The sequence below is a fragment of the Pseudonocardia sp. HH130630-07 genome (genome assembly GCF_001698125.1).
GTDB lineage: Bacteria > Actinomycetota > Actinomycetes > Mycobacteriales > Pseudonocardiaceae > Pseudonocardia.
In genome coordinates this window covers 4,914,833-4,941,603 of sequence record NZ_CP013854.1, presented here as the reverse complement: position 1 = coordinate 4,941,603, position 26,771 = coordinate 4,914,833, and the positions used below count along the sequence as shown (strand labels likewise).

General features: G+C 74.2%; 24 protein-coding genes, 1 tRNA gene and 1 pseudogene. 12 read left to right on the top strand and 14 right to left on the bottom strand.

The features are described 5' to 3' along the window. Positions 1–41 precede the first annotated feature (41 nt). On the bottom strand, positions 42–692 hold the full coding sequence (locus AFB00_RS23475) for a carbonic anhydrase (protein WP_197519637.1): 651 nt from the start codon (positions 690–692) through the stop codon (positions 42–44). 176 nt (positions 693–868) lie between these two features. Here AFB00_RS23475 and AFB00_RS23470 point away from each other — a divergent pair. From AFB00_RS23470 to AFB00_RS23450, 5 genes and pseudogenes are all read left to right on the top strand, one after another. After that, positions 869–1,266: pseudogene (locus AFB00_RS23470) on the top strand (PaaI family thioesterase). Between the two features lie 253 nt (positions 1,267–1,519). After that, entirely contained in the window at positions 1,520–2,818 is a 1,299-nt protein-coding gene (locus AFB00_RS23465; protein ID WP_068798993.1) for a branched-chain amino acid ABC transporter permease, read from the top strand. Between the two features lie 10 nt (positions 2,819–2,828). Beyond that, positions 2,829–3,824 carry a branched-chain amino acid ABC transporter permease gene (locus tag AFB00_RS23460; protein ID WP_197519636.1) on the top strand — a complete coding sequence of 332 codons (996 nt, stop codon included), beginning with the start codon at positions 2,829–2,831 and terminating at the stop codon, positions 3,822–3,824. Then, positions 3,814–4,905 (top strand): ABC transporter ATP-binding protein, encoded by a 1,092-nt coding sequence (locus AFB00_RS23455; protein ID WP_083275782.1) that lies wholly within the window; start codon positions 3,814–3,816, stop codon positions 4,903–4,905. Before AFB00_RS23460 ends, AFB00_RS23455 begins: the two co-directional genes overlap by 11 nt. Continuing rightward, positions 4,902–5,708 (top strand): ABC transporter ATP-binding protein, encoded by an 807-nt coding sequence (locus tag AFB00_RS23450; RefSeq protein ID WP_068798992.1) that lies wholly within the window; start codon positions 4,902–4,904, stop codon positions 5,706–5,708. Before AFB00_RS23455 ends, AFB00_RS23450 begins: the two co-directional genes overlap by 4 nt. Positions 5,709–5,947: 239 nt before the next feature. Here the strand turns inward: AFB00_RS23450 and AFB00_RS23445 are convergent, their stop codons facing one another. Next, positions 5,948–7,273 carry an ABC transporter substrate-binding protein gene (locus tag AFB00_RS23445; protein ID WP_068798991.1) on the bottom strand — a complete coding sequence of 442 codons (1,326 nt, stop codon included), beginning with the start codon at positions 7,271–7,273 and terminating at the stop codon, positions 5,948–5,950. A gap of 152 nt (positions 7,274–7,425) precedes the next feature. Between AFB00_RS23445 and AFB00_RS23440 the strand changes: the two genes are divergently transcribed. Then, positions 7,426–8,529 (top strand): IS630 family transposase, encoded by a 1,104-nt coding sequence (locus AFB00_RS23440; RefSeq protein ID WP_083275996.1) that lies wholly within the window; start codon positions 7,426–7,428, stop codon positions 8,527–8,529. 275 nt (positions 8,530–8,804) lie between these two features. Here AFB00_RS23440 and AFB00_RS23435 read toward each other — a convergent pair whose 3' ends face one another. Together AFB00_RS23435 and AFB00_RS23430 are read right to left on the bottom strand one after the other, a co-directional pair. After that, positions 8,805–9,437 (bottom strand): ANTAR domain-containing response regulator, encoded by a 633-nt coding sequence (locus AFB00_RS23435; protein ID WP_068798990.1) that lies wholly within the window; start codon positions 9,435–9,437, stop codon positions 8,805–8,807. 541 nt (positions 9,438–9,978) lie between these two features. Next, on the bottom strand, positions 9,979–10,344 hold the full coding sequence (locus tag AFB00_RS23430) for a hypothetical protein (RefSeq protein ID WP_068798989.1): 366 nt from the start codon (positions 10,342–10,344) through the stop codon (positions 9,979–9,981). Between the two features lie 702 nt (positions 10,345–11,046). Here AFB00_RS23430 and AFB00_RS23425 point away from each other — a divergent pair. After that, positions 11,047–12,114: a phosphotransferase enzyme family protein gene (locus tag AFB00_RS23425; protein ID WP_068798988.1), complete on the top strand. Its 1,068-nt coding sequence runs from the start codon at positions 11,047–11,049 to the stop codon at positions 12,112–12,114. 3 nt (positions 12,115–12,117) lie between these two features. On the opposite strand, the gene AFB00_RS23420 is transcribed toward AFB00_RS23425, so the two are convergent. The 4 genes from AFB00_RS23420 to AFB00_RS23405 form a co-directional block, all read right to left on the bottom strand. Next, positions 12,118–12,191: transfer RNA gene (locus AFB00_RS23420), tRNA-Leu, on the bottom strand. A gap of 74 nt (positions 12,192–12,265) precedes the next feature. Further along, complete coding sequence (locus AFB00_RS23415) at positions 12,266–12,967, bottom strand: metallophosphoesterase (RefSeq protein WP_068798987.1); 702 nt, start codon at positions 12,965–12,967, stop codon at positions 12,266–12,268. Next, positions 12,964–14,166, bottom strand: a complete 1,203-nt coding sequence (locus AFB00_RS23410) for a class I SAM-dependent RNA methyltransferase (protein ID WP_068798986.1) — start codon at positions 14,164–14,166, stop codon at positions 12,964–12,966. Before AFB00_RS23410 ends, AFB00_RS23415 begins: the two co-directional genes overlap by 4 nt. After that, positions 14,163–16,229 carry an APC family permease gene (locus AFB00_RS23405; protein WP_068798985.1) on the bottom strand — a complete coding sequence of 689 codons (2,067 nt, stop codon included), beginning with the start codon at positions 16,227–16,229 and terminating at the stop codon, positions 14,163–14,165. Before AFB00_RS23405 ends, AFB00_RS23410 begins: the two co-directional genes overlap by 4 nt. 153 nt (positions 16,230–16,382) lie before the next feature. Here AFB00_RS23405 and AFB00_RS23400 point away from each other — a divergent pair, with 153 nt between their 5' ends. Continuing rightward, positions 16,383–17,045, top strand: a complete 663-nt coding sequence (locus AFB00_RS23400) for a potassium channel family protein (RefSeq protein WP_068798984.1) — start codon at positions 16,383–16,385, stop codon at positions 17,043–17,045. Position 17,046: 1 nt separating this feature from the next. Then, positions 17,047–17,706, top strand: coding sequence for a potassium channel family protein (locus AFB00_RS23395; RefSeq protein WP_068798983.1), 660 nt, complete (start codon positions 17,047–17,049; stop codon positions 17,704–17,706). A gap of 7 nt (positions 17,707–17,713) precedes the next feature. On the opposite strand, the gene AFB00_RS23390 is transcribed toward AFB00_RS23395, so the two are convergent. The 4 genes from AFB00_RS23390 to dut form a co-directional block, all read right to left on the bottom strand. After that, entirely contained in the window at positions 17,714–18,436 is a 723-nt protein-coding gene (locus tag AFB00_RS23390) for a DUF3159 domain-containing protein (protein WP_068798982.1), read from the bottom strand. A 15-nt stretch (positions 18,437–18,451) separates the two neighbouring features. Further along, on the bottom strand, positions 18,452–18,829 hold the full coding sequence (locus tag AFB00_RS23385; protein WP_068798981.1) for an OB-fold nucleic acid binding domain-containing protein: 378 nt from the start codon (positions 18,827–18,829) through the stop codon (positions 18,452–18,454). A 258-nt stretch (positions 18,830–19,087) separates the two neighbouring features. Further along, entirely contained in the window at positions 19,088–22,336 is a 3,249-nt protein-coding gene (locus AFB00_RS23380) for a DUF3710 domain-containing protein (protein WP_068798980.1), read from the bottom strand. After that, on the bottom strand, positions 22,336–22,851 hold the full coding sequence (gene dut / locus AFB00_RS23375; RefSeq protein WP_197519635.1) for a dUTP diphosphatase: 516 nt from the start codon (positions 22,849–22,851) through the stop codon (positions 22,336–22,338). Before dut ends, AFB00_RS23380 begins: the two co-directional genes overlap by 1 nt. A 25-nt stretch (positions 22,852–22,876) precedes the next feature. Here dut and AFB00_RS23370 point away from each other — a divergent pair, with 25 nt between their 5' ends. Beyond that, on the top strand, positions 22,877–23,380 hold the full coding sequence (locus AFB00_RS23370; RefSeq protein WP_083275781.1) for a DUF3093 domain-containing protein: 504 nt from the start codon (positions 22,877–22,879) through the stop codon (positions 23,378–23,380). 76 nt (positions 23,381–23,456) lie between these two features. On the opposite strand, the gene AFB00_RS23365 is transcribed toward AFB00_RS23370, so the two are convergent. Next, entirely contained in the window at positions 23,457–23,759 is a 303-nt protein-coding gene (locus tag AFB00_RS23365) for a DUF4193 domain-containing protein (protein ID WP_068798978.1), read from the bottom strand. Between the two features lie 328 nt (positions 23,760–24,087). Here AFB00_RS23365 and AFB00_RS23360 point away from each other — a divergent pair, with 328 nt between their 5' ends. Both AFB00_RS23360 and cei read left to right on the top strand, forming a co-directional pair. Continuing rightward, a complete protein-coding gene (locus tag AFB00_RS23360; protein WP_068798977.1) occupies positions 24,088–25,167 on the top strand; it encodes a phosphotransferase family protein in 1,080 nt (359 codons plus the stop codon). Beyond that, positions 25,167–25,802, top strand: coding sequence for an envelope integrity protein Cei (gene cei / locus AFB00_RS23355; protein ID WP_068798976.1), 636 nt, complete (start codon positions 25,167–25,169; stop codon positions 25,800–25,802). Before AFB00_RS23360 ends, cei begins: the two co-directional genes overlap by 1 nt. A gap of 9 nt (positions 25,803–25,811) precedes the next feature. Here cei and AFB00_RS23350 read toward each other — a convergent pair whose 3' ends face one another. Continuing rightward, positions 25,812–26,645, bottom strand: coding sequence for an inositol monophosphatase family protein (locus tag AFB00_RS23350; protein ID WP_068798975.1), 834 nt, complete (start codon positions 26,643–26,645; stop codon positions 25,812–25,814). Between the last annotated feature and the right edge of the window lie 126 nt (positions 26,646–26,771).

Sequence of the window (26,771 nt, the reverse complement as noted above, 5' to 3'; positions counted from 1 at the left end):
GGCGCCGACGACCGTCGGCACCTGGGCCGGGCCACCACCGGTCAGGTCGGGCTCGGCGCGCAGGTCGGCCACGATCCGCCGGACGTTCTCGTCCACCCCGGCGGCGAGCCGCTCCTCCCGCGTCCCGGAGGCCTGCAGCGCCGGTGCGATCGCGTCGACGAGGTAGCCGAGGTGTGCCCCTCCGGCCGCGACGCCTCCCCCGCCGCCGTCGCGTCCACCGCGGCCGCGACCGCGCCGCAGGAGGTGTGGCCGAGGACCACGATCAGCGGGATCCCCAGCTCGGCCCGGCCGAACTGGAGGCTGCCGTACACCGCGTCGTCGAGGACCTGCCCGGCCGTCCGGACGATGAGCAGGTCGCCGAGCCCCTGGTCGTAGACGAGCTCCGGCGGCACCCGGGAGTCGACGCAGCAGAGCACCGTGGCGAACGGGTGCTGGCCGCTCACCAGGCGGGCCCGCACCTCGTCCCCCTCGTGCGGGTGCTCCGGGTGCAGCTCCCGCCAGCGCCGGTTGCCGTCCTCGAGCCGGCGCAGCGCCTCCGCGGCGTCCGGCATGCCCTCCGGCGGGGGCGGTGGCGCGGCGGGCGGTGGCGCGGCCGGGGCGGCCCCGGTCGAGCAGGCCGTGCCCGCGACGCCCGCCCCCACCAGCGCCAGCCCGCCACCCATCGCCGAGCGCAACATCTGGCGTCGTCCCATCGCACGCATCCGCAGCTCCCTCGCCGTCACCTGCCGGCAGTGTTTTGTGCGGCGCAACGCTAGACCCGCGGCCGGGCGGGCACAGCGTTGCGATCGTCACCACCGCCGCGCCGCGGGCGTGCACTCCGTGGCCGTAGGGTCGCGGCGTGCCGATCGATCTCGACCAGCTCCCCGCGATGTCGCCGGAGCACTCCGCCGAGCAGCTCACCGACCGGCTGGGCATCGAGCTGCTGAGCGCGACCGCCGACGAGGTCGTGGGCCGGATGCCGGTCGCCGGGAACCGGCAGCCGTACGGCCTGCTGCACGGCGGGGCCAGCGCGGTGCTCGCCGAGACCCTCGGGTCGGTGCTGGCGGCGCTCGGGGCGCTGCCCGAGCGGTTCCGGTCGGGCTGGAGCTGGCCTGCACCCACCACCGGTCGGCGACCTCGGGACACGTCACCGGGACCGCGCGGCCGATCCACCGGGGACGGACGACGTCGACCTCGGAGATCGTCCTGCTCGACGACGACGGGCGCCGCGTCTGCACCGCGAAACTGACCTGTCTGCACCGCGACACACAACCGCTCGTGCACTGATCGTCGCGCTCCGGTACTGCCGCGTTACGTCTCGGCTACGGCCTGGTTCGGGACGTTCGTACCAGTCCGTTCCTCGGCTACGTTCGCCCCGATCACCCACCCGGGTGGTCGTCCGACGCCCCACGAGGACGGTCGAACGTTGTCACCACCCCGCACACCGCTCCATGGTGGCGCCGGATACGCGGGTACCGTCCGCGCCGGCGTCCCACGGCGGTCTCCGACCCCGGCAGCGCTCCGCTGGCTGATCGGGCTGATGATCGCGCTGATCGGCACGATCACGCTCTCCGGCACCGCGATCGCCGCGACCCTTCCGGCGCCCGCCGGCGCCCCGGCCGCACCGGCCGTCGTGGCACCGGCACAGCAGCCGGACGGCATCGACGTCAGCGGCACGCTCCGTGACCAGAACGGCCAGCCGCTCGCGAACGTGAAGATCGTCGCCGAGCGCGACGGCGCACCGGCCGCCGAGGCCACGTCGCAGGCGAACGGCCGCTGGCAGCTCACCGTCCCCGCGGCCGGCAGCTACACGTTCCGGCTCGACGAGACCTCGCTCCCGCCCGGCACCGAGGTGCTGCAGGGCGAGACCACCCGCGAGGTCACCGACGGCTCGCTGAACACGGTCGTCTTCCGGTTCGGCGAGGAGGTCTCCGGCTCCGCCACCGGCGGGTTCGCGACCTTCCTGCGGCTGCTCGTGGACGGCATCCGGTTCGGGCTCGTGATCGGCATCTCCGCGGTCGGCCTGTCCCTGATCTTCGGGACGACCGGGCTCACGAACTTCGCGCACGGCGAGATGGTCACCATCGGCGCGGTCATCGCCTGGTACGTCAACGTGATGGGCGGGGTCCACCTGATCCCCGCGACGATCATCGCGATGCTGATCGGAGCGCTGCTCGGGGCGGCCAACGAGCTCGGGATCTGGCGCCGCCTGCGGCGCCGGGGAGCCGGGCTGATCGCCCAGCTCGTGGTCTCGATCGGCCTCTCGATCGCGCTGCGCTACCTGGTGCTGATCTTCTTCGGCGGCCGGTCGGAGTCCTTCGCCGACTACACCGCGCAGACCGTGCGCAACTACGGCCCGATCGCGCTCACCGACAAGGACCTGTCGGCGATCGTCATCGCGGTCGCCGTGCTGCTCGGGGTCGCGCTGCTGCTGCAGCGGACCCGGATCGGCAAGGCCATGCGCGCGGTCTCGGACAACCGGGACCTCGCCGCGTCGTCCGGGATCAACGTCGACCGCGTGGTGCTGTTCGTCTGGATGCTCGGCGGTGCGCTGGCCACCCTCGGCGGTGTGCTGTTCGCGCTGTCGGAGCTCTCCAGCACGGTGCAGTACGAGATGGGCTTCCGGCTGCTGCTGCTGATGTTCGCCGGAGTCATCCTGGGCGGGCTCGGCACCGCCTACGGCGCGCTCCTCGGCTGCCTGATCGTCGGCATCCTGGTGCAGCTGTCCACCCTCGTGCTCCCGCTCGACCTCAAGTACCTCGGCGGCCTGGCGGTGCTGATCGTGATCCTGGTGTTCCGTCCGCAGGGCCTGCTCGGGTCCAAGGCCCGGATCGGTTGAGGGGGCGCACGTGATCGACATCGGGCAACTCCTGACCGTCGGGTTCTCGCAGCTGATCGGCCCGTCGGCCATCTTCTTCGCGCTGCTGGCACTCGGCCTGAACATCCACTTCGGCTACACCGGCCTGCTCAACTTCGGCCAGATCGGCTTCGCGCTGGTCGGCGCCTACGGCATGGGCATCTCGGTGGCGAACTTCGGCGCCCCGCTCTGGCTGGGCGTGATCATCGGCATGGCGTGCGGCGTCGCGCTGGCACTGGTGCTGGGCATCCCGACGCTGCGGCTGCGCGCGGACTACCTGGCCATCGTGACCATCGCGGCGTCGGAGATCCTGCGCCTGATCACCCGGTCGACGTCGCAGACCGGGTTCACCGGCGGCACCCAGGGCCTCACCGGCTTCGCCGACACGTTCGCCGCGGCGAACCCGTTCACCCAGCCCACCTACTCGCTGCTCGGGCTGGAGGTCCGCGGGCCGGACCTCTGGGCGATCGTCATGGGCTGGACCGTGGTCGCGCTCTGCGTGCTGCTCACCTGGCTGCTCGTGCGCAGCCCGTGGGGCCGGGTGCTCAAGGCGATCCGCGAGGACGAGGACGCGGCGCGGGCGCTGGGCAAGAACGTCTTCGCCTACAAGATGCAGGCGCTGTCGCTGGGCGGTGTGTTCGGCGCACTCGGCGGCATCGTCTTCGCGCTGGCGACGCAGTCCCTCACGCCGGACTTCTACTCCCCGCCGCAGACCTTCTTCGCCTACGCCGCGCTCATCCTGGGCGGCGCCGGGCGGGTCTTCGGGCCGGTGGTCGGCGCGATGGTGTTCTGGTTCCTGCTCTCGACGGCCGACGCGTTCCTGCGCCAGGCCACCGCGGGGGACAACCCCCTGCTGCCGTTCATCTCCTCCCAGGACGTCGGGGCGATCCGCTTCGTGCTCGTCGGCCTGTTCCTGGGACTCATGATGGTGTTCCGACCACAGGGCATCTTCGGACGCCGGAGGGAGGTGCTCAACGATGGCCGATGACCGTGGCCACGACCCGGACGACATCGACGGCACCCGGGAGATCGAGGTCGTCCGTGACGACCAGGAGACCCGGGAGATCCCGGTGGTACCCGCGGGCGGTGCGCGCACCGCGGGCACCGACCCGGCCCGGGCCCTCGCCGGGGTCGCACCGGAGCCGGGCGTCGCGAAGCCGGACGCGGTGCTGACCGTGGACGGGGTGACCCGCACGTTCGGCGGGCTCACCGCCGTCGACGTCGGGCACCTGGAGTTCCAGCGCGGCGCCATCACCGGGCTGATCGGCCCGAGCGGTGCCGGGAAGACGACCCTGTTCAACCTGCTCACCGGCTTCGACCGGGCCGACACCGGGTCCTGGGTGTACGACGGCACCCCGCTGCAGAAGCTGCCCCCGCACCGGGTGGCACGCCGCGGGGTCGTACGCACCTTCCAGCTGACCAAGGCGCTGGCCGGCATGACGGTCATGGAGAACATGCGTCTGGGCGCCACCGGCCAGCGCGGCGAGAGCTTCCTCGGCGCGCTGTTCACCGGGTGGGGCTCGCAGGAGCGGCAGATCACCGAGCGGGCCCGGGAGCTGCTGTCCCGGTTCCGGCTCGACGCGAAGTCCGAGGACCTGGCCGGTTCGCTGTCCGGCGGGCAGCGCAAGCTGCTCGAGATGGCCAGGGCGCTCATGATGGACCCGAAGGTCGTCATGCTCGACGAGCCGATGGCCGGGGTGAACCCGGCGCTCACCCAGAGCCTGCTGGGCCACGTGAAGTCGCTACGCGACGAGGGCATGAGCGTGGTGTTCGTCGAGCACGACATGGACGTCATCCGCGACATCTCCGACTGGGTCGTGGTGATGGCCCAGGGCCAGGTGATCGCCGAGGGGCCGCCGGAGGAGCTGTCGTCGAACCAGGCGGTGGTCGACGCCTACCTCGGCGCGCACCACGACCAGGTGCTGGAGTTCGACGCCGACGGCAACCCGGTCGGCGAGACCGCCGAGCTGGTCGCCGAGATGGAGGCCGAGGAGATCGACGCCGCCGAGCACGGCCGCGCACCGGGGGAACCGGTGGCCCGGCCGTCCGACGAGGGGAAGCGCACATGACGGACAACCCGCGGGTGCACGATGCGGAGGCCGCGGCGACCCCCGAGGTCCACCGCAGCCTGGCCGAGGGCGCGCTGCTGCGCGTCGACGAGCTCGTCGCGGGCTACGTGCCGGGCGTCGACATCCTCAACAGCAGCGACTTCTTCCTCCGCGACGGCGAGATCGTCGGCATCATCGGCCCGAACGGTGCCGGGAAGTCGACACTGCTCAAGGCGATGTTCGGGCTGATCCCGGTGCGCAGCGGCCGGATCTCGCTGCGCGACGGCGACATCACCGGCGCCAAGGCGCACGTCCTGGTCACCAAGGGGCTCGGCTACGTGCCCCAGCGGGACAACGTGTTCCCCTCGCTCTCGATCGAGGAGAACATGGAGATGGGGGTGTTCCTTCGGCCCCGGACGTTCGCCAAGCGCTTCGACGTGGTCGCCGACCTGTTCCCGATGCTGGGGCAGCGCCGGAAGACCAAGGCCGGTTCGCTGTCCGGCGGCGAGCGGCAGATGGTCGCCATGGGCCGGGCGCTGATGATGGAACCGTCGGTCCTGCTCCTTGACGAGCCGTCGGCGGGCCTCTCGCCGATGCTGCAGGACGAGGTGTTCGTCCGCTGCAAGCGGATCAACGCCGCAGGGGTCTCGGTCATCATGGTCGAGCAGAACGCTCGCCGGTGCCTGCAGATCTGCGACCGCGGCTACGTCCTGGACCAGGGCCGGTCCGCCTACACCGCGGGCGGCCGGGACCTGCTGAACGACCCGAAGGTGATCGAGCTGTACCTCGGCACGCTGGCCGGGAGCAGCGAGAAGAAGGGCTGACCCCGCGCCGGCGACGGCCCCGTTCCCGCACACCGCGGGGGCGGGGCCGTCGCCGTTCCCGGCCCGGCCGGACACCTCGGTCGTCCGGCCCGGTGCCGGGGCGGCTCGTCGCGCGGTGGCGGGACGGCCCGGCTCCGCGGGCCACGGTGGCGTCGCCCGGCGGGCACGGCCGGGCCCGGGAACGCCGGAGGGGCGGGCCGCCGTGGCGACCCGCCCCTCCGAACGTCGTGCCGGGTGGCTCAGCCCTGAGCGCCCACCTTGATGTAGGTGGTGTCGTCGCCGAGGGTGTTCTCCGGCGTGAAGGTCAGCACGCCGTAGGAACCGGAGCCGGGCTCACCGGCGTCGGTGAAGTCCAGGGTGCCGGTGACGCCGTCGTAGTCGACGTCACCCCCGCGGTCCAGGATCTCCTTGCAGGCGGCGAACGTGGTGCACTTCTCGCCGTCCTTGGTGATCCCGTTCATCTGGGTGCCGATGTCCGCCCCGTTGGTGGACTTGCCGGCCTCGGCGGCCAGCGCGGAGATCATGACCGCGTCGTAGGACTCACCGGCGTAGTTCACGTCGGTCAGCGCCGGGTCCTGGGTCCGCAGGCGCTGCTCGAAGTCCCCGGAGAGCTCGGTGAGCGGCGTGGTGCCCTTCATGCCGTTCAGCAGGCCCGCCGGCAGGCCCTCGCCCAGCGCGTTGCCCATGTTGCCGTCGGTGCCGTAGACGCCCTTCTGGGCCGGCCCGATCTGGACCTCGCTCATCCGGGTGATGATCCGCTTCGACTCGTCGAACCCGATCACCGCGACGGAGTCCGGGTTGAACTGCGCGACCTGGTCGATCTCCGGGTTGAACGACGCCGCGTTCGGGTCGTAGATCAGCTTCTGGATCTGGTCCTGCGGGATGCCGGCCGAGACCAGGTTCTGCACGGCGTTCTCGGCGAGACCGGCACCGTACGGGTCGTTGCGGGCGAGGATGCTGACCCGCTGGCCGCCGTCGGAGGTGATCAGCTGGGCGAGCGCCTGCGCCTGCAGGACGTCCGGCGGCGCCGTCCGGAAGTACAGCCCGCCGTCCTGCCAGCAGGTGAACTCGTCGGAGGTGTTCGCCGGGGAGAACTGGACCACCCCGGCGCCGGTCACCTTGTCGATGACGAGCTTGGAGACGCCGGACGCGGCCGCGCCGACGATCACCTGGGTGCCGGCGGCGAGGTGCCGGTCGACGGTCTGGTTCGCGATGTCGGTGGTGTCGTCACCGGAGTCACCGCGCAGGTGCTCGATCGGGTTGCCGAGCACACCACCGGCCTCGTTGATCTCCTTCACCGCCACCTCGATGCCGGCGAACTCCGGCGGGCCGAGGAAGGCCAGGCTGCCGGTCTCCGGCAGCAACGAGCCGATCTTCAGCGGCGAGGTGCTGGGCGAGCCGGTCGCCTGCGCCTGCGGCGGGGTGCACTCGGCACCGGCCGCGGGAGTCTCGCCACCCCCGGCCTCCCCGCCCGCTCCGGCGTCCCCACCTCCGCCGCCGCAGCCGGCCAGGACCAGCGACGCCGCTCCGGCCAGAGCGACGAGTCGCCACGTTGATCGCGTCATACGAGTTCCCCTTCGACCGCCCCCCACCGTCGACGTAGCGCGGGAGGATGGCCGAAAAACTAGTGCCGCGTCCGGGAACGTTGGGGACGTAATCGTGTCGGCTTGATCCGTCCCGGTCTGGCGCAGGAGGCTGTGCGCCGGAGGTGATGGCCGTGGCGCGACAGCCGGAGGTGTTCGTCCGGGGACTGACCCCGGACGAGGCCCAGCGATTGGTCAGGATCACGCGCACGGCGCGGGACCGGGTCCGGTTGCGGCGGGCGGGGATCGTGCTGGCCTCGGTGCAGGGCCGGACCGCGACCGAGGCCGCGATGATGTTCGCGGCGAAGCCGCAGTACGCGCGGGAGGTGATCCACGCGTTCAACCAGCAGGGCTTCGCCGCTTTGGACCCAAAATGGAGCGGGGGCCGACCCCGTAGGTTCGGTCCCCACGTCCGTGAGCTGATCTGCCGGGTCGCTCGCACCCCGCCCCAGCAGGTCGGGTTGCCGTTCACCACCTGGAGCCTGGCCAAGCTGGTCGAACACCTCGCCGCCGCACACCGGGTCGTGATCAGCGTCGAGACCGTCCGCCAGGTCCTGCGTGACGCCGGGGTCCGCTGGCAGGCCACGAAGACCTGGAAGGCCAGCCGGGACCCGCGGTTCGTGGAGAAGATGAACCGGATCCTCGACCTCTACGACCGCGCCGCCGACGGTCGCCTCGAACCGGGTGCGCGGGTGATCTGTGTCGATGAGTTCGGGCCGCTGAACCTGCTGCCCCGCCCCGGTCGGGGCTGGTTCCCGATCCGGCGCCCGGCCCGGCTACGGGCCACCTATAGCCGTCACAGCGGGGTCCGGCACATGTTCGCCGGTCTGGACCTGGCCTCCGGGCAGCTGTTCTACCGGCTCCGTGACCGCAAACGCGGCCGCGAGTTCCTCGACTTCCTCCGCCAGCTGCGCCGCCGTTTCCCCACCGGCGGTCTGCACGTGGTCTGCGACAACTTCTCCCCGCACCTGCGCACCGATGTCGCGCACTGGTGCCACGACCACGACGTCGAGCTGGTGCTCACCCCCACGAACGCGTCCTGGCTGAACTGGATCGAGTCGGAGTTCACCGCGCTGCGCTACTTCACCCTCGACGGCAGCGACTACCCCTCCCACACCGCCCAGGAAGCCGCGATCGCCGGCTACATCCGCTGGGCCAACCGCCACGCCCGACCCAAGAAACACTTCGCGCCCGAGTCCAAGATCCGCAGGCCGGATTACCTACCCAACGTTGCCTGACGAGGCACTAGTACGCGCGAACCAGGAATTGTGGGCCGGTCACCGCTCGTGACATGAATGTGATGATTCGACCCATCGATGACACGAACCATGCTTTTGGGGAATCAGCAGGCCACCGTGGGTGATGATTCTGTTGCACGACGAACCGCAACGAACCGGGATCGACACCCATTCGACACAACGGAAACCGTAACGTTTCCACCCGTTCGAGCGATGGGGCGCACACACGTGGGCCCCGCCGCGCAGGACGCGGCGGGGCCCACGGGGATCGGTGATCAGGAGGACTTGGCGGTGGCCAGCCCGTCGACGACGGCGTCGGCGACCGCCTTCATCGTCGTCCTGCGGTCCATGGCGGTCCGCTGGATCCAGCGGAACGCCTCCGGCTCGGACATCTTCTGGTGCGTCATCAGCAGGCCCTTGGCCCGGTCGACGACCTTGCGGGTCTCGAAGCGCTCGTTGAGCGAGGCGACCTCGTCCTCCAGGGCGCGCTTCTCCGCGAAGCGGGACACCGCGAGCTCGATCGCCGGGACCAGCTCGTGGCGCGCGAACGGCTTGACGAGGTAGGCCATCGCGCCGGCGTCACGGGCGCGCTCGATGAGGTCGCGCTGGCTGAACGCGGTCAGCATGACGACGGGAGCGATCTTCTCCTCGACGATCACGGCCGCCGCCTCGATGCCGTCCTTCTTGGGCATCTTGACGTCCATGATCACCAGGTCCGGCTTCAGGTCGCGGGCCTGGGTGATGGCCGCCTCGCCGTCGCCGGCCTCACCGGCGATCTGGTAGCCCTCCTCGGAGAGCATCTCGGCGAGGTCCATGCGGATCAGTGCCTCGTCCTCGACGACCAGCACCCGCCACCCGGGCTGCGGGCCGTCGTCGGCCGGCGTCTCTGCGGGAACGTTGTCGGTCACCGGGGTCTCCTTACGAACGTACGGGCTGTGCGACCGGGAACCCCCAGGCTACCGGCGCGGCCGTGCACGACCGAACTCCTTCGGCCTTTCGTGTGCGGAAACACGCTCGTGGGCGAGCACTTCCACGGGCGCGCCGCTCCGGCCGACCGGCGGGCCGGGCCCGGTCGGCGCGCCGCACCGGATCCCCGGCCCCTCCCCCGGCGGCGACGGTGGCCGGTCGGCGGCGGAGCGACACGGGGCGGACCAGCCGTCGCCCGTCCTACCCGGCCACGACACGGCGTCCACTGCCCGGCCGCCGGATCCCTCCGGTCGCGCGCCACCTTCCGAAGCGATTGACCACGCAGATCCGATGCACGTCCCGGAATCGCGAGAAAGCGTTCGGTCGGCTCGTCGGGCACGATCCTCCACTCCCCGACCGGCCGTCCCGGGGAGCTGCTGCGCTTCTCCTCCCGCCCCACGAACATCGAGGAGGTCCGGACACCGGAGAGAGCTCGCGGCCCCGCCGTGGGGACGGGCCCGGTGGCGGCGGCCGATCCCGCGGTCAGCCGCGCTGCTGGGTGCAGTGGGCCTTCTCGTGGACGTAGGTCGGCGTGGAGTCCCAGATCCGCTTGTTGCCCTTGGTGTTGCCGTTCACCTTGATGCACTTGGGCCAGTACTGGTGGTTGCGGCCGACCTCGAGCCAGCGCGCGGACGCGCAGTGGTTGTTGAAGTAGATCGTGGTGCTGACGTTCCCGTCGGCCCACGACCAGTTGATGCACGAGCCGCCGCCCCGGTGGGTGTCGGCGGGCGCCAGCTGCGCGACCGCCCGGACCGGCGTGTCGACCGGCTCCGCGGCCGGTACCGCGACGACGGCGAGGACGGCCGCTGCCGCGGCTGTGACGACGGCACCGATTCTGCTGCGCGACAAGGCGGATCTCCTTCCGCCGCGCACCGGAGCACGCGGACGATCATGGGCGGAGCAGAATCCTACATCGACTATAATTAGACATCCACTGTAATAAGCCAGCAGCTGTATGGAGATCGCGACGGCCCTGCATGCCCGGTCGTTGCCCGGCACGGCGGCGGCGGGTTCCGGCGAGCTCGACGGGGCCACGGCTCTCCACTCCTGCCGCAGCCCCTTGCTCCTGGTACGACGACGGCGCGTCGACACGCCCCGGCCCGGCTGTCGCGCACCCGCTCGGCGTGCCGGACCCATCCCGGCGGGTCCAGCACGCCGGTCCCATCGCGCGGTTCCTCGCGCCGAGATGCGTCACAGCGGGCTGGGCCCGGTGCCGGGACCCCGCCCACGTGCATCTCGGCACCGGGGATCCGGACCCCGCCGGGCATCGCCGGTACGGACGCGCGCCGGGTTCCGCCGCCCACCCCGGTCCCTCGACGCCGGCCGCGCCCGCATGCCGATCGTGCGCCCCGCTCCGGTGTGCCGCATCCGCCCGACGGGCGCGGCACACCGCTGCGAGGTGCGCGGGCCGCTCCGGGGTGCTCGGGGCGACCGCGGGTGGGCGGGGGGCCGCTCGTGGAGTGGATCGCGGTCGTCCGGGAGTGTTCCGGTGCCTCGTGGATGGCATGCAGGGAATGGCGGCTGCGGGCGCCGTCGTGATGAGGTGGCTGGGTGCTCGGCACCGACGCCGCCTGCTCCGCCGACGAGGTGATCGCCGTACTGGCTCAGCGCTACGGCACGATCGCCCGCGCCGTGGACCGGGTGCTGCTCGGGCAGAGCACGACGAACTACCGGGTCAGCACCACCGACCGGCGCCGGATCTTCGTCACGTGCTATCCCGGCCACGCCGACCTCGCCCGCGAGGAACGCGCGATCGCGTCGTCCGAGCTCGCCGCCCGGCACGGGGTCCCGGTGGCGCCGGTGATCCGCAACGTCGACGGCGCCCTGCTCGACACCGCGGCCGGTCTGTCGGTGTGGCGGTGGATCCCGGGATCGGTCGCCCCGTTGCTCGGCTCCCGCCGGCTCACCGAAGCCGGCAGCGCCCTGGGCCGCATCCACGCCGCCTTCGCCGCGCTACCCGGGAGCAGCGAGCCCTCCCCGCACACCGATGCCTGGTTCCGGATCGATCCCGGTGCACTGCGGGCACGGATCGACACGCTGCTCGCGAGGATCTCGGCCCGGACCGGGTCCGGCGAACGCGACGGGTTCGACGACGCCGCGGAGCGGACGCTCGTCGAGCGGCGCGCGATGCTCGATCACCTCCCCGCGCTGCTCGACGGGCTGCCGGCCGGGTTGAGCACGCAGGTCGTGCACGGCGACTTCAGCCCGGTCAACCTGCTCTTCGACGGCGATCGGCTCACCGCGGTACTCGACTTCGGCCCGCCCGAACCGTTCCTGCCCGCCTACGACCTCGGACGCATGGCGTTCTACCCGCATCAGGTCGGTCCCGGCCGTGACTGGCCGGGCAGCGCGCGGACCTTCGTCACGGCGTACCTGCGGACCAACCCCGCGGTGCGCGACGCCGACGTGGCCGCCTGTGCCAGGGTCGCGCTCGTCCAGCTGCTGACCAGCCTCTACGGCGTCACGCAGCACTACCTGGGACCGGCGGCGTTCCAGCCCGATCTCGACCGGTTCTGGCTCGCCCGCCACGTCGCAGCCGGGACGCTGCTCGACCACCTCGACGACACCGAGCGGCTCCTGGGCGACGTGCTCGCCGATCGGCCCCGCGTGTCGATGTAGTTGTGCCCCCGGTGGGATTCGAACCCACACTGTATGGATTTTGAGTCCATCGCCTCTGCCGATTGGGCTACAGGGGCCTGCTGCGATCGGCCCGCCGACGCGCTCGTCACTCTAGCCATCCGCCGGTCCTGTCCGGGAGCCGGGCCGGTGCTCACGGCCAGGTGAGGAACCGGGTGCGTGGCGGGCCGTCCCCCAGCACGTGCACCGCGCCACCGGGCACCGAGTCCGGGAGCGCGAACCCCTCGCCCGGCTCCCCGGGGAACCGGACCGCGGGCGCCACCGACGGGGCGACGACGAGCGGGTGCCCGGCGACCGTCGTCGTCAGCGCGCGGTGCACGTGGCCGCAGACGACCATGGCCGGCCCGGTCCGGGTGGCGAGCACCGCGGTGAACGGCCCGGCGTCGAGCAGCCGGATCCCGTCCATGAACGGGTGCCCGAGCGGTACCGGCGGGTGGTGCAGGGCGACCAGCAGCGGCGCCGGATCCCCTGCCGCCCCGGCGAGCAGCTCGATCCCGTCGTCGGACAGCGCGCCCTCCGCGGCCCCGGCGACCAGCGAGTCGAGGAGCACGACGTTCGCCCCGCCCCGGCGCAGCCGCCGGTGCCCCACCGGGCCGAACGCCGCGACCATCGCCGTGCGGTCGTCGTGGTTGCCGGGCACCAGGTGCACGTCGGCCACGTCGAGCAGCTCGGCGGCCTGCTCGTACTCCTCCGGTGCGCCGTGCTCCGCGACGTCCCCGGTGACGAGCAGCAGATCGGCGCCGAGCGCCCGGGCGCCCGCGACGGCCCGTGCCGCCCGCTCGCCGTTGCCCGGCGCCCCGAGGTGCAGATCGGAGAGCTGGGCGACGGTGATCACCGGTCGTCCCGCTCCAGCAGCACCGCGGCCTCCATGTGGTGGGTCATCGGGAACGCGTCGAACGCGCGCAGCGCGCCGACCCGGTACCCGGCACCGGCGAACAGGGCGAGGTCACGGCCGAGCGCCGCCGGGTCGCAGGCGACGTGCACGATCCGGCTCGGACCGCGGTCGGCGAGCGCGCGGACCGTCGCCCGGCCCAGCCCGGAACGCGGCGGATCGGTGACCACGACGTCCGGTGCGGGCCGCAACCGGCCGATCTCCCGTTCGGCCCGGCCCTGCACGAACCCCACCTGGCCCAGGTCGGCCAGCGCGGCCGCACCGTCGGCGACCGCGGTCGGCGAGGACTCCACCACCAGTACCGTCCCGTCCGGGCCGACCTGGTCGGCGAGCACGGATCCGAGCAGCCCGACACCGCCGTAGAGGTCCCACGCCACTCCCCCGCGCGGTGCGTCCGCCCAGTCGGCGACGACCCCGGCGAGCGTGTCGGCCAGCGCCGGGTGCACCTGCCAGAACGTGCCGGCCGACAGCTCCCAGGTCCGGCCCGCGGCGGTCACGACGGCACCGGCCCCGACCCGGGCCGCGCCGTCCTCACCGACGGTCACGTCGACCTCGGACTCCGGCCGGAACCGCCGTTCGAGCACGGGCTCGAGCGCACCGTGCGGCACCAGCGGGCAGTCCGCGATCTCGCAGACGTCGTGGCTGCGGTGCGCGCGCAGGCCGGGGACACCGGCGTCGTCCACGGCGAGCCGGACCCGGGTCCGCCAGCCGAGCGGTCCGCCGGGCAGCTCCTCGACGAACGCCACCCGGGAGCCGGGCGCGGCCGCACCTGCCAGCCGGGCGAGCTGCTCGCGCAGCACGGACGTCTTGAGCGCGCGCTGCGCCGCGGGGGTCGCGTGCTGGAAGTCGCAGCCGCCGCACCCGCCGGGACCGGACCAGACACAGCCGGGCTCGACCCGGTCCGGTGACGGCGCGAGGACGTCGACCGTGTCGGCCCGGCAGAACGCGCCGCCGGGGTCGTCGGTGACGACGGCCCGGACCCGCTCGCCGGGCAGCGCGTGCCGGACGAACACGACCCGGCCGTCGTCGGCCGCCAGGCCGTCCTCACCGGCCCGGGCGACGCAGTGCCCGCCGTGCGCGACCGGCCCGACGGTCAGCTCCAGCATCCGGTCGGTCCAGTCCGCGGCGGGGACGGTGCTCATCGGCCGTCCTCCGGGGCACGGCGGGCTCCGGCGGTGGTCGCTGTGCCACCGTCGCGCTGCTCGCCGGGCAGCTGCTCGAGGCCGGGGTAGCCGCGCCGGGACGCGCCGGGCGCGTTCAGCGGGGACAGCGCCCTGGTGCGCGACGACGACGGCAGCTGCCACGGCACGCTGGTCACCATCACCCCGGGCTGGAACAGCAACCGCGACTTGAGCCGCAGTGCGCTCTGGTTGTGCAAGACCTGCTCCCACCAGTGTCCGACGACGTACTCCGGGATGTAGACGGTCACCACGTTGCGCGGCGAGTCCGACCGGATCCGCTTGACGTAGTCCAGCACCGGGCGGGTGATCTCCCGGTACGGCGACTCCACGACCTTGAGCGGGACCGGCAGTTTACGCAGGTGCCACTGCTCGACCAGCTTCTTGGTCTCGGTGTCGTCGACGTTGACCGTCACCGCCTCGAGGATGTCCGGCCGGGTGGCCCTGGCGTAGGCCAGTGCCCGCAGCGTCGGCTTGTGCAGGGTGGACACCAGCACGACCGCGTGGTTGCGCGAGGGCAGGACGTCGTCGGTCGCGTCGGCGACCAGCGCGGCCGCGACCCGGTCGTAGTGCAGCTGGATGCCGCGCATGAGGACGAAGAAGCCGGCCATCGCCACGATCGCGATCCACGCGCCCAGGGTGAACTTCGTGATCAGCACCGTGACCAGCACGACACCGGTCATGCCGGCGCCGAACGCGTTGATCGCCTGCGACCGCCGGATCCGGCGGCGCTGCGGGGTCTCCGGCCCGAGGGCCAGCTCCCGGTTCCAGTGCCGCACCATGCCCATCTGGGACAGCGTGAAGGAGACGAACACCCCGACGGTGTAGAGCGGGATCAGCCGGGTGACCTCGGCCTGGAACCCGACGACCAGACCGATCGCGAACAGCGCCAGCAGCAGGATGCCGTTGGAGAACGCCAGCCGGTCGCCCCGGGTGTGCAGCTGGCGGGGCAGGTAGCGGTCCTGGGAGAGGATCGAGCCGAGCACCGGGAACCCGTTGAACGCGGTGTTCGCGGCCAGCACCAGGATCAGTGCCGTCATCACGATCACGAAGAAGTAGCCGGGCCGGAAGTCCTCGAACACCGCGGACGCGAGCTGGGCGACCATCGTCTGCTGCTGGTAGCCGGGCGGCGCGTCCGGGAACTGGCGGACCGGATCCTCGGCGATCTGCACCCCGGTCAGCTGGGCCAGCGCGACCAGCCCCATGAACAGCGTCACCGACATGCCGCCGAGCAGCAGCAACGTGGTCGCCGCGTTGCGCGACTTCGGCTTGCGGAACGCCGGGACCCCGTTCGAGATCGCCTCGACCCCGGTCAGCGCGGCCGCGCCCTGGGTGAACGACCGCAGGACGAGCAGGACGAGCGCGAGCCCGGTGTAGGCGTCGCCCTCGGCGACGAGGTCGAGGTCGGCGCTGGCCGCGCGGACGTCGTCGCCCAGGATCAGGATCCGGGTCAGCCCCCAGATGATCATCGTGCCGACCCCGAGCACGAACGCGTAGACGGGGATCGCGAACGCGGTGCCGGACTCGCGGATGCCGCGCAGGTTGATCGCGGTGAGCACGGCGATCGCCGACACCGCGAACAGCACCTTGTGCTCGGCGACGAACGGCAGGAGCGCGCCGATGTTGGCCGCCGCGGCGGAGATGGAGACCGCCACCGTGAGGGTGTAGTCGACCAGCAGGGCGGACGCCACGGTCAGCCCGGCGTTCTTGCCGAGGTTGACCGTCACCACCTCGTAGTCCCCGCCGCCGGACGGGTAGGCCCGCACGTTCTGCCGGTAGCTCGCAACCACCGTGAGCAGCACGACGACGACCGCCAGCCCGATCCACGGCGACATCACGTAGGACGCGACACCGGCCACCGACAGGGTCAGGAAGATCTCCTCGGGCGCGTAGGCGACCGAGGACATGGCGTCCGAGGCGAAGATGGGGAGCGCGATCCGCTTCGGCAGGAGGGTGCTGGTCAGGCGGTCGCTGCGCCGCGGCCGGCCGACCACGAGTCGCTTGAGTGCGACAGCGAGCTTGGGCACGGTGCGCAGCCTAGGCCCCGCCCCCGACGGGGACGCGATAGCGTTGCGCTCCGTACGCGCCACGCCGCCCGGGGGCAGACACCGGAGACACGCGGCGCGTCGAGGACGAATCGTACATCCCGGGCCCGCGCCCGCGGGAAGGACCACTCCACGATGAACGTCGTGATCATGGGATGCGGCCGGGTGGGCGCCTCCCTGGCCTCCGGCCTGGAGCGACTCGGCCACGAGGTCGCGGTGATCGACCAGGACCCGCAGGCGTTCCGCAGGCTCGGTCCGGACTTCCGGGGGCGGCAGGTCGTCGGCTTCGGCTTCCACCGCAGCGTTCTCGACGAGGCGGGGCTGACCGGCGCGGACGCGTTCGCCGCCGTCTCCTCGGGGGACAACTCCAACATCATCGCCGCCCGGGTGGCCCGGGAGAGCTACGGCGTCGAGAAGGTCGTCGCCCGTATCTACGACGCCAAGCGGGCCGCGGTCTACGAGCGCCTCGGCATCCCGACCGTCGCGACGGTGCCGTGGACCACCGACCGCCTGCTGCGGATGCTGCTGCCGGACGGCGTCGCGACCGCGTGGCGCGAGCCCACCGGGACGGTCGCGGTGCTGCCGCTGCCGCTGCACGAGGAGTGGGTCGGGCGCCCGGTCGCCGAGCTGGAGCGGGCCACCGGGTCCCGGGTCGCCTTCGTCGTCCGCTTCGGCACCGGGGTGCTGCCGACCAGGGAGACGACCGTGCAGGCCGAGGACACCGTCTACGTGTCGGCGATCTCCGGCACGGTCAGCGACGTGACCGCGGCCGCCGCGGCACCCCCCGAGGAGGACTGAGATGCGGGTCGCGATCGCGGGAGCGGGCGCCGTCGGGCGGTCCATCGCACTGGAACTGGCCGAGTCCCGGCACCGGGTGATGCTGATCGAGCGGGACCTGGGGCACATCGACCCGAACGCCGTCCCGGAGGCCGAGTGGGTGCACGCCGACGCGTGCGAGCTCGCGTCGCTGGAGGACGCCGGGATCGAGGGGTGCGACGTCGTCATCGCCGCCACCGGTGACGACAAGGTCAACCTGGTGGTGTCGCTGCTGGCCAAGACCGAGTTCGGGGTACGCCGCGTCGTCGCCCGGGTGAACGACCCGCGCAACGAGTGGCTGTTCGGCGAGAACTGGGGTGTCGACGTCGCGGTGTCCACCCCGCGGCTGCTCGCCGCGCTGGTGGAGGAGGCCGTCGCCGTCGGGGACCTGGTGCGGCTGCTGACCCTGCGGCAGGGACAGGCGAACCTGGTCGAGGTGACGCTCCCCGAGGACACCCCGCTCGCGGGGCGCCCGGTGCGCGCGGTGACGCTGCCGCCGGACTCCGCGCTGGTGACGATCCTGCGCGGGGGCCGGGTCATCGTCCCGCAGCCGGACGACGCGCTGGAGCCCGGCGACGAGCTGCTGTTCGTCGCGACCGCCGCGGTCGAGGAGGAGATCCGGGACGCGCTGGCCCGGCCGTGAACGCCGCTCAGGCGGGACGGCCTGCCGGAGCACTGCGGGCGGGCACCCGCCGGACGATCAGGACCGTCGCCAGGATGGCCACGGCCGTCAGCGGGTAGCCCATCACCAGCCGGGCCACGCCCAGCCAGGTCTCGGAGTTCGCCAGGTAGAGCCCGCCCTGCACGACGACCTTGGCGAGGAACGTCGCCGCCCACACGCCGGTCGCCCAGCCGTAGGCGCGGACCAGCCGCGGGTCGGCGCGCCACTCGGTGCCGTGCCCGTTGATGCCGTGCCAGATCGCTCCGGCCAGCGGCCAGCGGACCACGATCGACACCAGCGCGACGAGGCCGAGGAAACCGCTGTAGAGCAGGCCGGGCAGGTAGAACCCGCGGGCCTCGCCGGTCTGGTTCGCCACCAGCGCGCACACACCGACCCCGAACAGGCCGGAGATCGCCGGCATCACCGGGTCCCGGCGCACCAGCCGCACCAGCAGGACGACGATCCCGGCCCCGACGGCGGCGTACACCGCGGTCCGGAGCTCGGTGAGCAGGTTCGCGACGACGAACACGACGACCGGGACCGACGAGGCGATGATGCCGGTCACCCCGCCCATCTGCTCCAGCATGGTCGGCGCGGCGGGCGGCCCGTCCTCCGCGGCGGGAACGGGGCGGCCGATCGGGCCGGTGCTCTCCTCCGGGGTCGCCTCGATCCGCGGGAACCGGGTGGTGGGTGCGTCCTGGTCGTCGCTCAAGCGGAGTCCGACCGGTTACTGGGTGCGGCAGATCTCGTAGTACGGGTTGTAGAGCACCTTGCGCCCGTCGCGGACGGACAGCCGCCCGCGGACGCGCATGGTGCGACCGGCCTCGATACCGGGGATGCGACGCCGGCCCATCCAGACCAGGGTGACGCCGTCGGTCCCGTCGAACAGCTCGGCCTTCAGCGTGGCCTCGGCGCTCTGCGGGCAGAGCTCGACGGTGCGGATCCGGCCGAGCATCGTGACCTCCTCCCCGCAGGCGCAGTCGCGGGCCGGCCGGGCGCCGGTCTCCTCGACGTCCTCGGCGAGATCACGTGCGTCGAGTTCGTCGACGTCGCTGGTGAGTTTGCGGAGCATCCGGCGGAACGCCCCGCCATCCGTGCTGCCCATGTCTCTCCTCGGCCCGCGCGGCCCCGGTCCGTCCGGTGTCCCGCACTCGTGTGGCGACCCGACGGGTGTCGTGTGACGCGCTGCCCAGGGTAACGCGCGACGGGCCCGGATCGGTTCCCGCGCGGGACCGGCCGTGGTGCCGCGCAGCACAGCGGTTGCGGGCACCGGTCCGGCGGCGGCGACGGACGGTCGGCCCCCCGCCGACCGGCGGGCGTTCCGGGCCCCGATGCCCGGAACGCCGGGATCGCGACCGTCCGGTCAGTCCCGCCGGTGCCGGCCGAGATCGCGGGGATCGGCGGCCGCGGCGCGCCGGCCGGACGACCACTGCCCGGTCAGGCCGGAGCCCCCGGCCGCCCGCCCCGGGTCGGCACCCGCGTAGGAGTCGTCGACGCCGTCCGCGCCGAAAGCGCCCGGGCCGCCGAACGCGTCCCGGCCCCCCGCTGCGGCGCGGCCGCCCGGATCGTCGTCCGCGGCCCGCCCGGTGCGTCGCCCGGCGGCGGCCCGGCTGGCCCGGTAGTCGGCGAGACCGGTGACCTCGTTGCCGTTGCCGTTGCCGCTGCCGTGCGGATCGGCCGGGCCGGGGTCCGCCGCCGGACCGGCCGACGCACTGCGCAGCAGGTCCTGCAGCGCACTGCGGGCCTCGTCGGCGGAGGTGGGCCCACCCGCCAGGTAGTCGGGCTGCACCGTGCTCGCCGACGTGTCGAAGGCGCTGTCGCCGTCCCAGCCGCGGGCCGGGCCGAACAGGTCCTCGTCCGGGCGTGGGGCCGCGGCGCCGAACGGTTCGTCGTGCGCGCGGGACGTCCGTGTCCCGGACGCGCCGGCCTGCCGCACCGGCAGCGACGCGGCGCCCAGGACGTCCGCGTCGTCGTGGCGGTGGCCGGTGGCGGGGGTACCGAGCCCGGCGGAGGCGAGCAGATCGGCGACCGAGGTGCCGCTGCCGTGCCGGCCGGCCCGGCGGCTGGCGGCGATCTCCGAGGACAGCCAGTCGTCCTCGGGCTCGGTCCGCCGACGCCGTTGCCGCTGCGGCTCGGGCTCGGGCTCGGGCTCGGGCTCGGGCTCGCGGTCGAGGGTCGCCTCCATGAGCGGCACGTCCGACAGCGGGATGTCCTCGATCGCGAGCGCCCCGGACCGGCCGGTGCGCCGGGCGGGCCGCTCCGGCTCGTCGTCCTGCCCGGCGAGCAGCGCCGCGGCGTCGAGCCGGCGGGCCGGCTCGTCGTCGGCCCGGCGGCGGGAACGCCGGCCACCGGGTGCCGCCGCCGCGGCCGGCTCACCGGCACCGAACGCCGGCTCGCTCTCCGCGCCGCCGGTACGGCCGCGGCCGGTGCCGGTGGTCGCGGCGGACCGCTCGGCCGGTTCGGCCCGGTCGTCGCTCCCGGCGCCGGCGAGCAGGTCCGCCATCGACAGCGTGGTGACCGCCGGGTCGCGGCGGACGGGGGGCTCGGCGACCTCGGCCGCCTGCTCCGGGATGCGCCCGGTGAACGGGTCCGGGTCGACCGGCTCCACCGCCGCGGCGGGCACGGCCCGGCGCGGCCGGGAGGTCGATCCCGGTGCCCGGCGCTGCGCCGGGGCGGGGCCGGTGCGGGGCTCCTCCGGACCGGGCGCCGGGACGGGGCGCTCCCCGGTCGTTCCGGGCCCGCGCCCGGCGGGTGCACCGGCCCGGGCGGCCGGGGCGGCGCCGGGCCGCTCGCCGGTCTCCGCGAGACGGCGGCGGGACGCCGCAGGACGGTCCGCAGCACCGGTACGGCCGGCACCGGTCCGGCGATCGGCGGGCTCGGCACGCCCGGCCCGGGCGGGGCGCGCGCCCCGGGCGGCACGATCCGGCCGCTCGGCGGCGGCACCGGCCGCACGGTCCGGCCGCGCGGTCCGGCCGCGGTCCGGGCGGACGGCGTCGACCGCGGGCAGGGGCGCGATCGTCGTGCGCTCGGCGGCGTCCTCCGGCGGGACCGGGCGGGCCAGTGCGGTGCGCTCGGCGGCCGCCTCGGCCGGAACCGGTCCGGCCGCCGGTCGGCGCGGGACCGAGGGCAGCGCGCGGGTGTCGGGATCGGCGCCGGCGTCGACCGGGGCCCGCGACGGCGCCGGGGCACGGCGCTCGGGCACGGGCACCGGACGCGAGCCGGTGTCCGGTCCCGGGGCCGCCGGCACGGCACCGGAGTCCGGGCCGCCCGGGCGGGAGCGGGCCGCGGGCCCGGAGCCGGCCGGCTCGTCGGCCGGGCGCGGCACCGAGACGGTGATGCTCGGCTTCTGCGGCGCCACCTCCGGCTGCTGTTCCCGCAGGTGCTCGGGGAGCTCCAGCGGCAGCACCGTCCGCGGCGGGTACGGCGACTTGCCGCGGACGACGATGATCCCGCGCAGCACCCGGCGCAGCTCCACGTCGAGCGCCTCGACGGTGTCCAGCGACGCCGTCGCCACGCCGTAGACCATCCAGCGGGGCCCGTCGCACCCGACGAACACCGAGGCGGCGTTCTCCGTGCGGGCGTGCAGTTCGAGGCCCCAGTCGCCGCGGGCCGAACGCACCCGGGCCCCGCCCTTGCGCAGCGACTGCTCGATCTCGGCCGCGAGATCGGACCACAGCGCGGAGGACCGCGGCGCGGCGAGCGCGCTGACCGCGATCCGGCCCTCCGGGAGCAGCAGGTGGACGGCCTGCGGGCGCTCGGCGTCCGCGGGCTCCAGCTTCAGCTCGGCGCCGTAGGGCACCGGGACGTGCACCGCGCCCAGGTCGACGCGGGCGAGCGCGTCGGTCATCGAGGGGTCCAGCTCCTCGACGTCGGCCGGGCCGAGCGGGCGGCCGCCGCTACCGGGCGGGGGCACCGACAGCGGGGCGTCGCCGACGCCGTACTCGTCCTCGTCGTAGGACTCGTCGTCCTCGTCCAGGTCGTCCAGGTCGTCCGGGTCGCCGTGGCCGGCGCGGCCGGTGCCCCAGCGCGGGTCGTCGGGGTCGCCCCCGTCGAAGCCCTGCGGGGTGCGGTCCCGGGCGTAGACCGGCTCGTCGCCCTCCGGGCGGTGGCTCAGCAGCGGCGGCTCGTCGTCGTCCCAGCGGCCGTCGGCGGCGACCCGCTCGTCGTGCTCGCCGGTGCGCATCCGGCCGGAGGCGCCGGGCACGGGCTGCCGCCCGGACACCGGTCCCCGGGCGGCCCGCGGGTCCGGGCGGACCGCCCGGACCGCGGCCGTCGGCGCGGGGTCGGCGGCCGGGACCGGACCGGACGGACCGGGGCGGCCGTTCGGCGGCGCGGCGGGACGCCGGCCCCGGGCGGCGGGCGGCCCGCCGTCGCGCGGGGCGGGTGCGCCGTTGCGGGCCGAGCCGTTCGGCGCACGCCGGTCACCGGCGGGCCCGCCGGGACGGGCGGCGCCCCGGGCGTCGGCGGCCGCGTAGTGCTCCGCGTACTCCTCGTAGGACTCGACGTCGGAGTCCCCGTAACCGGGGTAGCCAGGGTAGGTCCCGGTCCCGGTGTCCTCCACCCCGTGCTCGGGCTGGATGTCGAACATCTTCCCGCGTGCGCGACCCGGCATCAGCGGTCCCCTCCCCCGGTCGTCAGGGCGGCGTTGCCGCCGGTGGAACCGTGTCCCGCGGTGCCGCGGACGGACTCGGGGAGCATCTCGACCTCCACGAACCGGGCCGCCTCCACCCGCTGGACGACGAGCTGGGCGATCCGGTCACCGCGGCGCAGCCGGACCGGCTCGCGCGGATCCAGGTTGACCAGGCAGACCTTGATCTCCCCGCGGTACCCGGAGTCGACGGTGCCGGGCGCGTTCACGATCGACAGCCCGCTGCGGGCGGCCAGCCCCGAGCGCGGGTGCACGAACCCGGCGTGGCCCTCGGGGAGGGCGATCGCGACGCCGGTGCCGACGAGGACACGCTCACCGGGAGCGATCTCGACGTCGGTGGTGGTCACGAGGTCGGCACCGGCGTCCCCGGGGCGCGCGTAGGCGGGCAGCGGGACGCCGGGGTCGAGCCGGGTCAGCAGCACGTCGACGGACGGTGCGACCAGCGGATCGTCCGGGGGAGCGGGGGCGGAACCGGGCACGGCGGGCGACGCTACCCTGAGAAGGGTGAACGATCGGCTTCCGGAGCCGGACTCTGCGACGTCCGGCCCCACTACGTTCGACGAGCGGTTGTCCGTCCCGGTGTGGTGGTACCTGCTCGCCCTCGGCCTGGGCACCCTGCTCGGCGCCCAGATCCACATGGGCTATCCGGGGCTGCGGTCCTGGATCGGCTACGTCGTGATGATCCCGCTGTGCCTGGGCGTCCTGTGGTGGGCGGGGCGCAGCCGGACCACCGTCCGCAACGGGGAGCTGGTGTCCAACGGCCGGGTCCTCCCGCTGTCGGCGGCCGGGGTGACCGACACCGTGGCCCGCCGGGACAAGCAGCAGGCGATGGGCCCCGACCTGGACCCGCAGGCCTACGTCCTGCACCGGGCCTGGGTGGGCCCGCTGGTGCGGGTCGAGGTCCCCGGCGCGGACCGGGACGAGCCCTACTGGGTGCTGAGCACCCGTCGTCCGGAGGAACTGCGCTCGGCGATCGCGGACCGGGCCGCGCGCCCGGCCGCGTCCTGAACGCACACCGGCCACACGGCACGAGGGCCCCGGCGGGATCCGCCGGGGCCCTCGTGCAGGTCGTGCTCGCGGCCGGTCAGGCCGCGCAGTCGCGGCAGAGGAACTGCCCGCCCGAGGAACTGGCCAGCCGGCTCCGGTGGTGCACCAGGAAGCAGCTGGCACAGGTGAACTCGTCCGCCTGTTTCGGCAGGACGTTCACCGTGAGCTCCTCGCCGGAGAGGTCCGCCCCCGGCAGCTCGTAGCTCTCCGCGGTGTCGGTCTCCTCGACGTCGACCACCGCGGCCTGCGCCTCGTTCCGCCGCTGCTTGAGCTCGTCGAGCGAGTCCTCGGCCATCTCGTCGGCCTCGTTGCGACGCGGAGCGTCGTAGTCGGTCGCCATCGGTCCCACCCTTGCCATTCACGTCTGTGCTGCTCACCCTGGCCGGAGAGCAGCAGGTCATTCTCGTCCGTCGGTCGTCGCGTGCCGCAGAGGAACGACGCGGCGACCGGGTTTGTGCCCGTACCGCCAGTGACGCCGGTCTCACTCCACCGGTGGTCGGTCGATCATCCGCCCGTCCACGACCGCAGGGGTCCGGTCCGCCACCGGCCGCGGGAGGGTAGCCCAGGGTCCGGCAGGTCGCGCAGCGAGTCCCCCGCACGGCGCACCCGGCCGTGCACCGGGTGTCACGCCGGGACCCGGACGGGCGTGCGGGCTAGGGTCGGTCGGTGTGACGACGAGTGCCCGAACGCCCACGCCCGGCGCCGATCCCGAGGCCGTCGGGCGCTGGCTCGCGACGGTCCTGGACGACGAGCGGTGGACGGGCGCCGAGCTGGCCCCCATCGGCGCCGGCCGCTCCAACCTGACCTACCGGGTCTCGTCGCCGGCCGGTGCGGTGGTGCTGCGGCGCCCGCCGGTCGGCACCGTCGCCGCGACCGCCCACGACATGGGCCGCGAGCAGCGGGTCATCGCCGCGCTGGGCCCCACCGCGGTCCCGGTGCCCGCGGTACTGGCCACCTTCGACGGCGAGGGCGCCGGACCGACGGACGCCCCCTGCTTCGTGATGGAGCTCGTCGACGGCGTCGTCCCGCTCAGCGACTGGTCCGCCACGCCGGAGCAGCGCCGGGCCGCCGGCGATGCACTGGTCGAGGTGCTGGCCACGCTGCACGCCGTCGAGCCCGGCGCGGTCGGGCTCGGGGACTTCGGCCGGCCGGAAGGCTTCATGGAGCGCCAGATCCGGCGCTGGAGCCGGCAGTGGGCCGACGCCCGCGACGGTGCCGCGAACGCCTCGGACGAGCGGACCGGCGCCGAGGTGACCCGGCTGGCCGAACGGCTCGCCGAGGACGTCCCGGTGGCACAGCGGCACACCGTCGTGCACGGCGACTACCGCCTGGACAACTGCGTGCTCGACGCGCAGGACCCGGGCCGGATCCGGGCGGTGCTGGACTGGGAGATGTCGACCCTCGGCGATCCGCTCGCCGACCTGGGCCTGCTGCTCGTCTACTGGCGCCAGGCCGGTGACGACGAGGTGTGGTCGGCGGCGCAGCCGCTGCCCTCGGCCACCGGTGAGCCCGGCTTCCCCACCCGCCGCGAACTGGTGGACGCCTACGCGGCCCGGTCCGGTCTCGACGTCACCCCCCTGCCCTGGTACGTCGCGTTCGGCGCGTTCAAGCTGGCGGTGGTGATCGACGGGATCCTGGCCAGGGTCCGCGCCGGATCGGTCCCGGAGAGCATGGCCGACGGCCTGCACGAGGCCGTGGCACCGGTCGTCGCGCTCGGGCACCACGTGCTGGACGGGGGCTCGCTCTGATGCCGTCGCCGCGCGCCCGCGCCGAACGGCCCTACGAGCGGCGCCGGACCCGGCCGATCCTGATCACCTCGGCCGTGCTGGCCGTCGTCGTCGCCGCCACCTGGACCGTGGTCCTGAGCAGCGCGTCGGAGGGGCCGTCCACCACGGCGTGCCCGGCGCCCGCGGCGGGTGCGCTCCCGGGGGCCGAGCTGGACCGGGCCGAGTTCGCCTCGATCGCCCCGGCCACCCCGCGCGACGTCCGGTTCCAGGTGCTCAACGCCGGTGGCCAGCGCGGACAGGCGAACCTGGTGAGCGCCCAGCTCCGGGACCTCGCGTTCGGCGAGGCGAACACGCCGGGCAACGATCCCGCCTTCCCCGACGGGGACCTCGGGTGCATCGGCCAGCTGCGGTTCGGGCCGGACGGCGGCCCGGGCGCGGCGACCCTCTCGCTCGCCCTGCCCTGCATGGAACTCGTCCGCGACGACCGGCCGGGCGGGACGGTCGACGTGGTGGTCGGGACCGCGTTCACCGACGTCGCCCCCGGGCGCGCCGCCCGGGACGCACTCGACCAGCTCGCCTCCCCCGGCAACGAGGGCGGTGCGCAGGCCGATCCCGGGCTGCTGGAGCAGGCCCGCGCGGACACCTGCGGCGCCTGAGCGACCCGCTCAGACGTCCGCGGCGCCGCTGCGGCGGGCCAGGCCGGCCAGTGCGTCGGCGATCCCCGGAGCGGCGGCGAGCGACACGTCGGCGCCCAGCCCGTCGCCGTCGATGCCGGGATCGACGACCCCCGGCGCGACGGCGATGTGCACCCGGGCACCGGCCTCCTGCGCGACGAGCGCCCCGGCCGCCCAGTCCCACCAGTTGCAGCCGTGCTCGACGTAGCCGTCCAGCCAGCCGGCGGCCACCGCGCACAGGTCCAGCGCAGCGGCGCCGGCCCGGCGCACGTCGCGCACCTCCGGCAGCATCGCCGCCACCATCCCGGCCTGCCGGGCGCGGCGCTCGGCCCGATAGGCGAACCCGGTCCCCACCAGCGACTGCCCCAGCTCGGTCGTCGCCGCGGCCGACAGCGGCCGCCCGTCACAGGTGGCGCCCAGCCCCCGCCCGGCCGACCAGAGCCGCCCGGACGCCGGCTCCGCGACCGCACCGGCGACGGTCCCGCCCGCGGCGACGGCGGCGATCGAGATGGCGTACCAGGGCAGGCCGTAGAGGTAGTTCACGGTGCCGTCGATCGGGTCGACCACCCACCGCGCGGTCGCGGCGTCGCCGGAGCCCTCCTCGCCGTAGACGGGCTCGCCCGGCCGCAGCTCCGCGAGCCGGGCGCGGACGAACCGCTCCACCGAGGCGTCGGACTCGGTGACGACGTCGGTCGGCGAGGACTTCGTCGACACCCCGCCGTCGCGCGGCGCGGGCAGGCTGTGCAGGTGTTCGGCCGCCTCGGCGGCGACCTGCTCGGCGACGGCGCGCAGGGTGGCGGGATCGCTGCTCTCGTGCGGGCTCACGGGTCCATCCGACCACGTCGGGGGCCACCCGGACGCGCGGGGCGGCGTGAGGTGCGTCCCCTCCCGCGATGCGCAGTTACAATGGAACGCATGCCCGCCTCCGGGCTGCACGGCGACCTCCGACCG

Bases quoted from the DNA above. Each gene is read 5' to 3' on its own strand.
- AFB00_RS23475 (WP_197519637.1), bottom strand. From the start codon at position 692: ATGGGACGACGCCAGATGTTGCGCTCGGCGATGGGTGGCGGGCTGGCG.
- AFB00_RS23465 (WP_068798993.1), top strand. From the start codon at position 1,520: ATGATCGCGCTGATCGGCACGATCACGCTCTCCGGCACCGCGATCGCC.
- AFB00_RS23455 (WP_083275782.1), top strand. From the start codon at position 3,814: ATGGCCGATGACCGTGGCCACGACCCGGACGACATCGACGGCACCCGG.
- AFB00_RS23450 (WP_068798992.1), top strand. From the start codon at position 4,902: ATGACGGACAACCCGCGGGTGCACGATGCGGAGGCCGCGGCGACCCCC.
- AFB00_RS23445 (WP_068798991.1), bottom strand. From the start codon at position 7,273: ATGACGCGATCAACGTGGCGACTCGTCGCTCTGGCCGGAGCGGCGTCG.
- AFB00_RS23410 (WP_068798986.1), bottom strand. From the start codon at position 14,166: ATGAGCACCGTCCCCGCCGCGGACTGGACCGACCGGATGCTGGAGCTG.
- AFB00_RS23400 (WP_068798984.1), top strand. From the start codon at position 16,383: ATGAACGTCGTGATCATGGGATGCGGCCGGGTGGGCGCCTCCCTGGCC.
- AFB00_RS23395 (WP_068798983.1), top strand. From the start codon at position 17,047: ATGCGGGTCGCGATCGCGGGAGCGGGCGCCGTCGGGCGGTCCATCGCA.
- AFB00_RS23385 (WP_068798981.1), bottom strand. From the start codon at position 18,829: ATGGGCAGCACGGATGGCGGGGCGTTCCGCCGGATGCTCCGCAAACTC.
- AFB00_RS23380 (WP_068798980.1), bottom strand. From the start codon at position 22,336: ATGCCGGGTCGCGCACGCGGGAAGATGTTCGACATCCAGCCCGAGCAC.
- AFB00_RS23365 (WP_068798978.1), bottom strand. From the start codon at position 23,759: ATGGCGACCGACTACGACGCTCCGCGTCGCAACGAGGCCGACGAGATG.
- cei (WP_068798976.1), top strand. From the start codon at position 25,167: ATGCCGTCGCCGCGCGCCCGCGCCGAACGGCCCTACGAGCGGCGCCGG.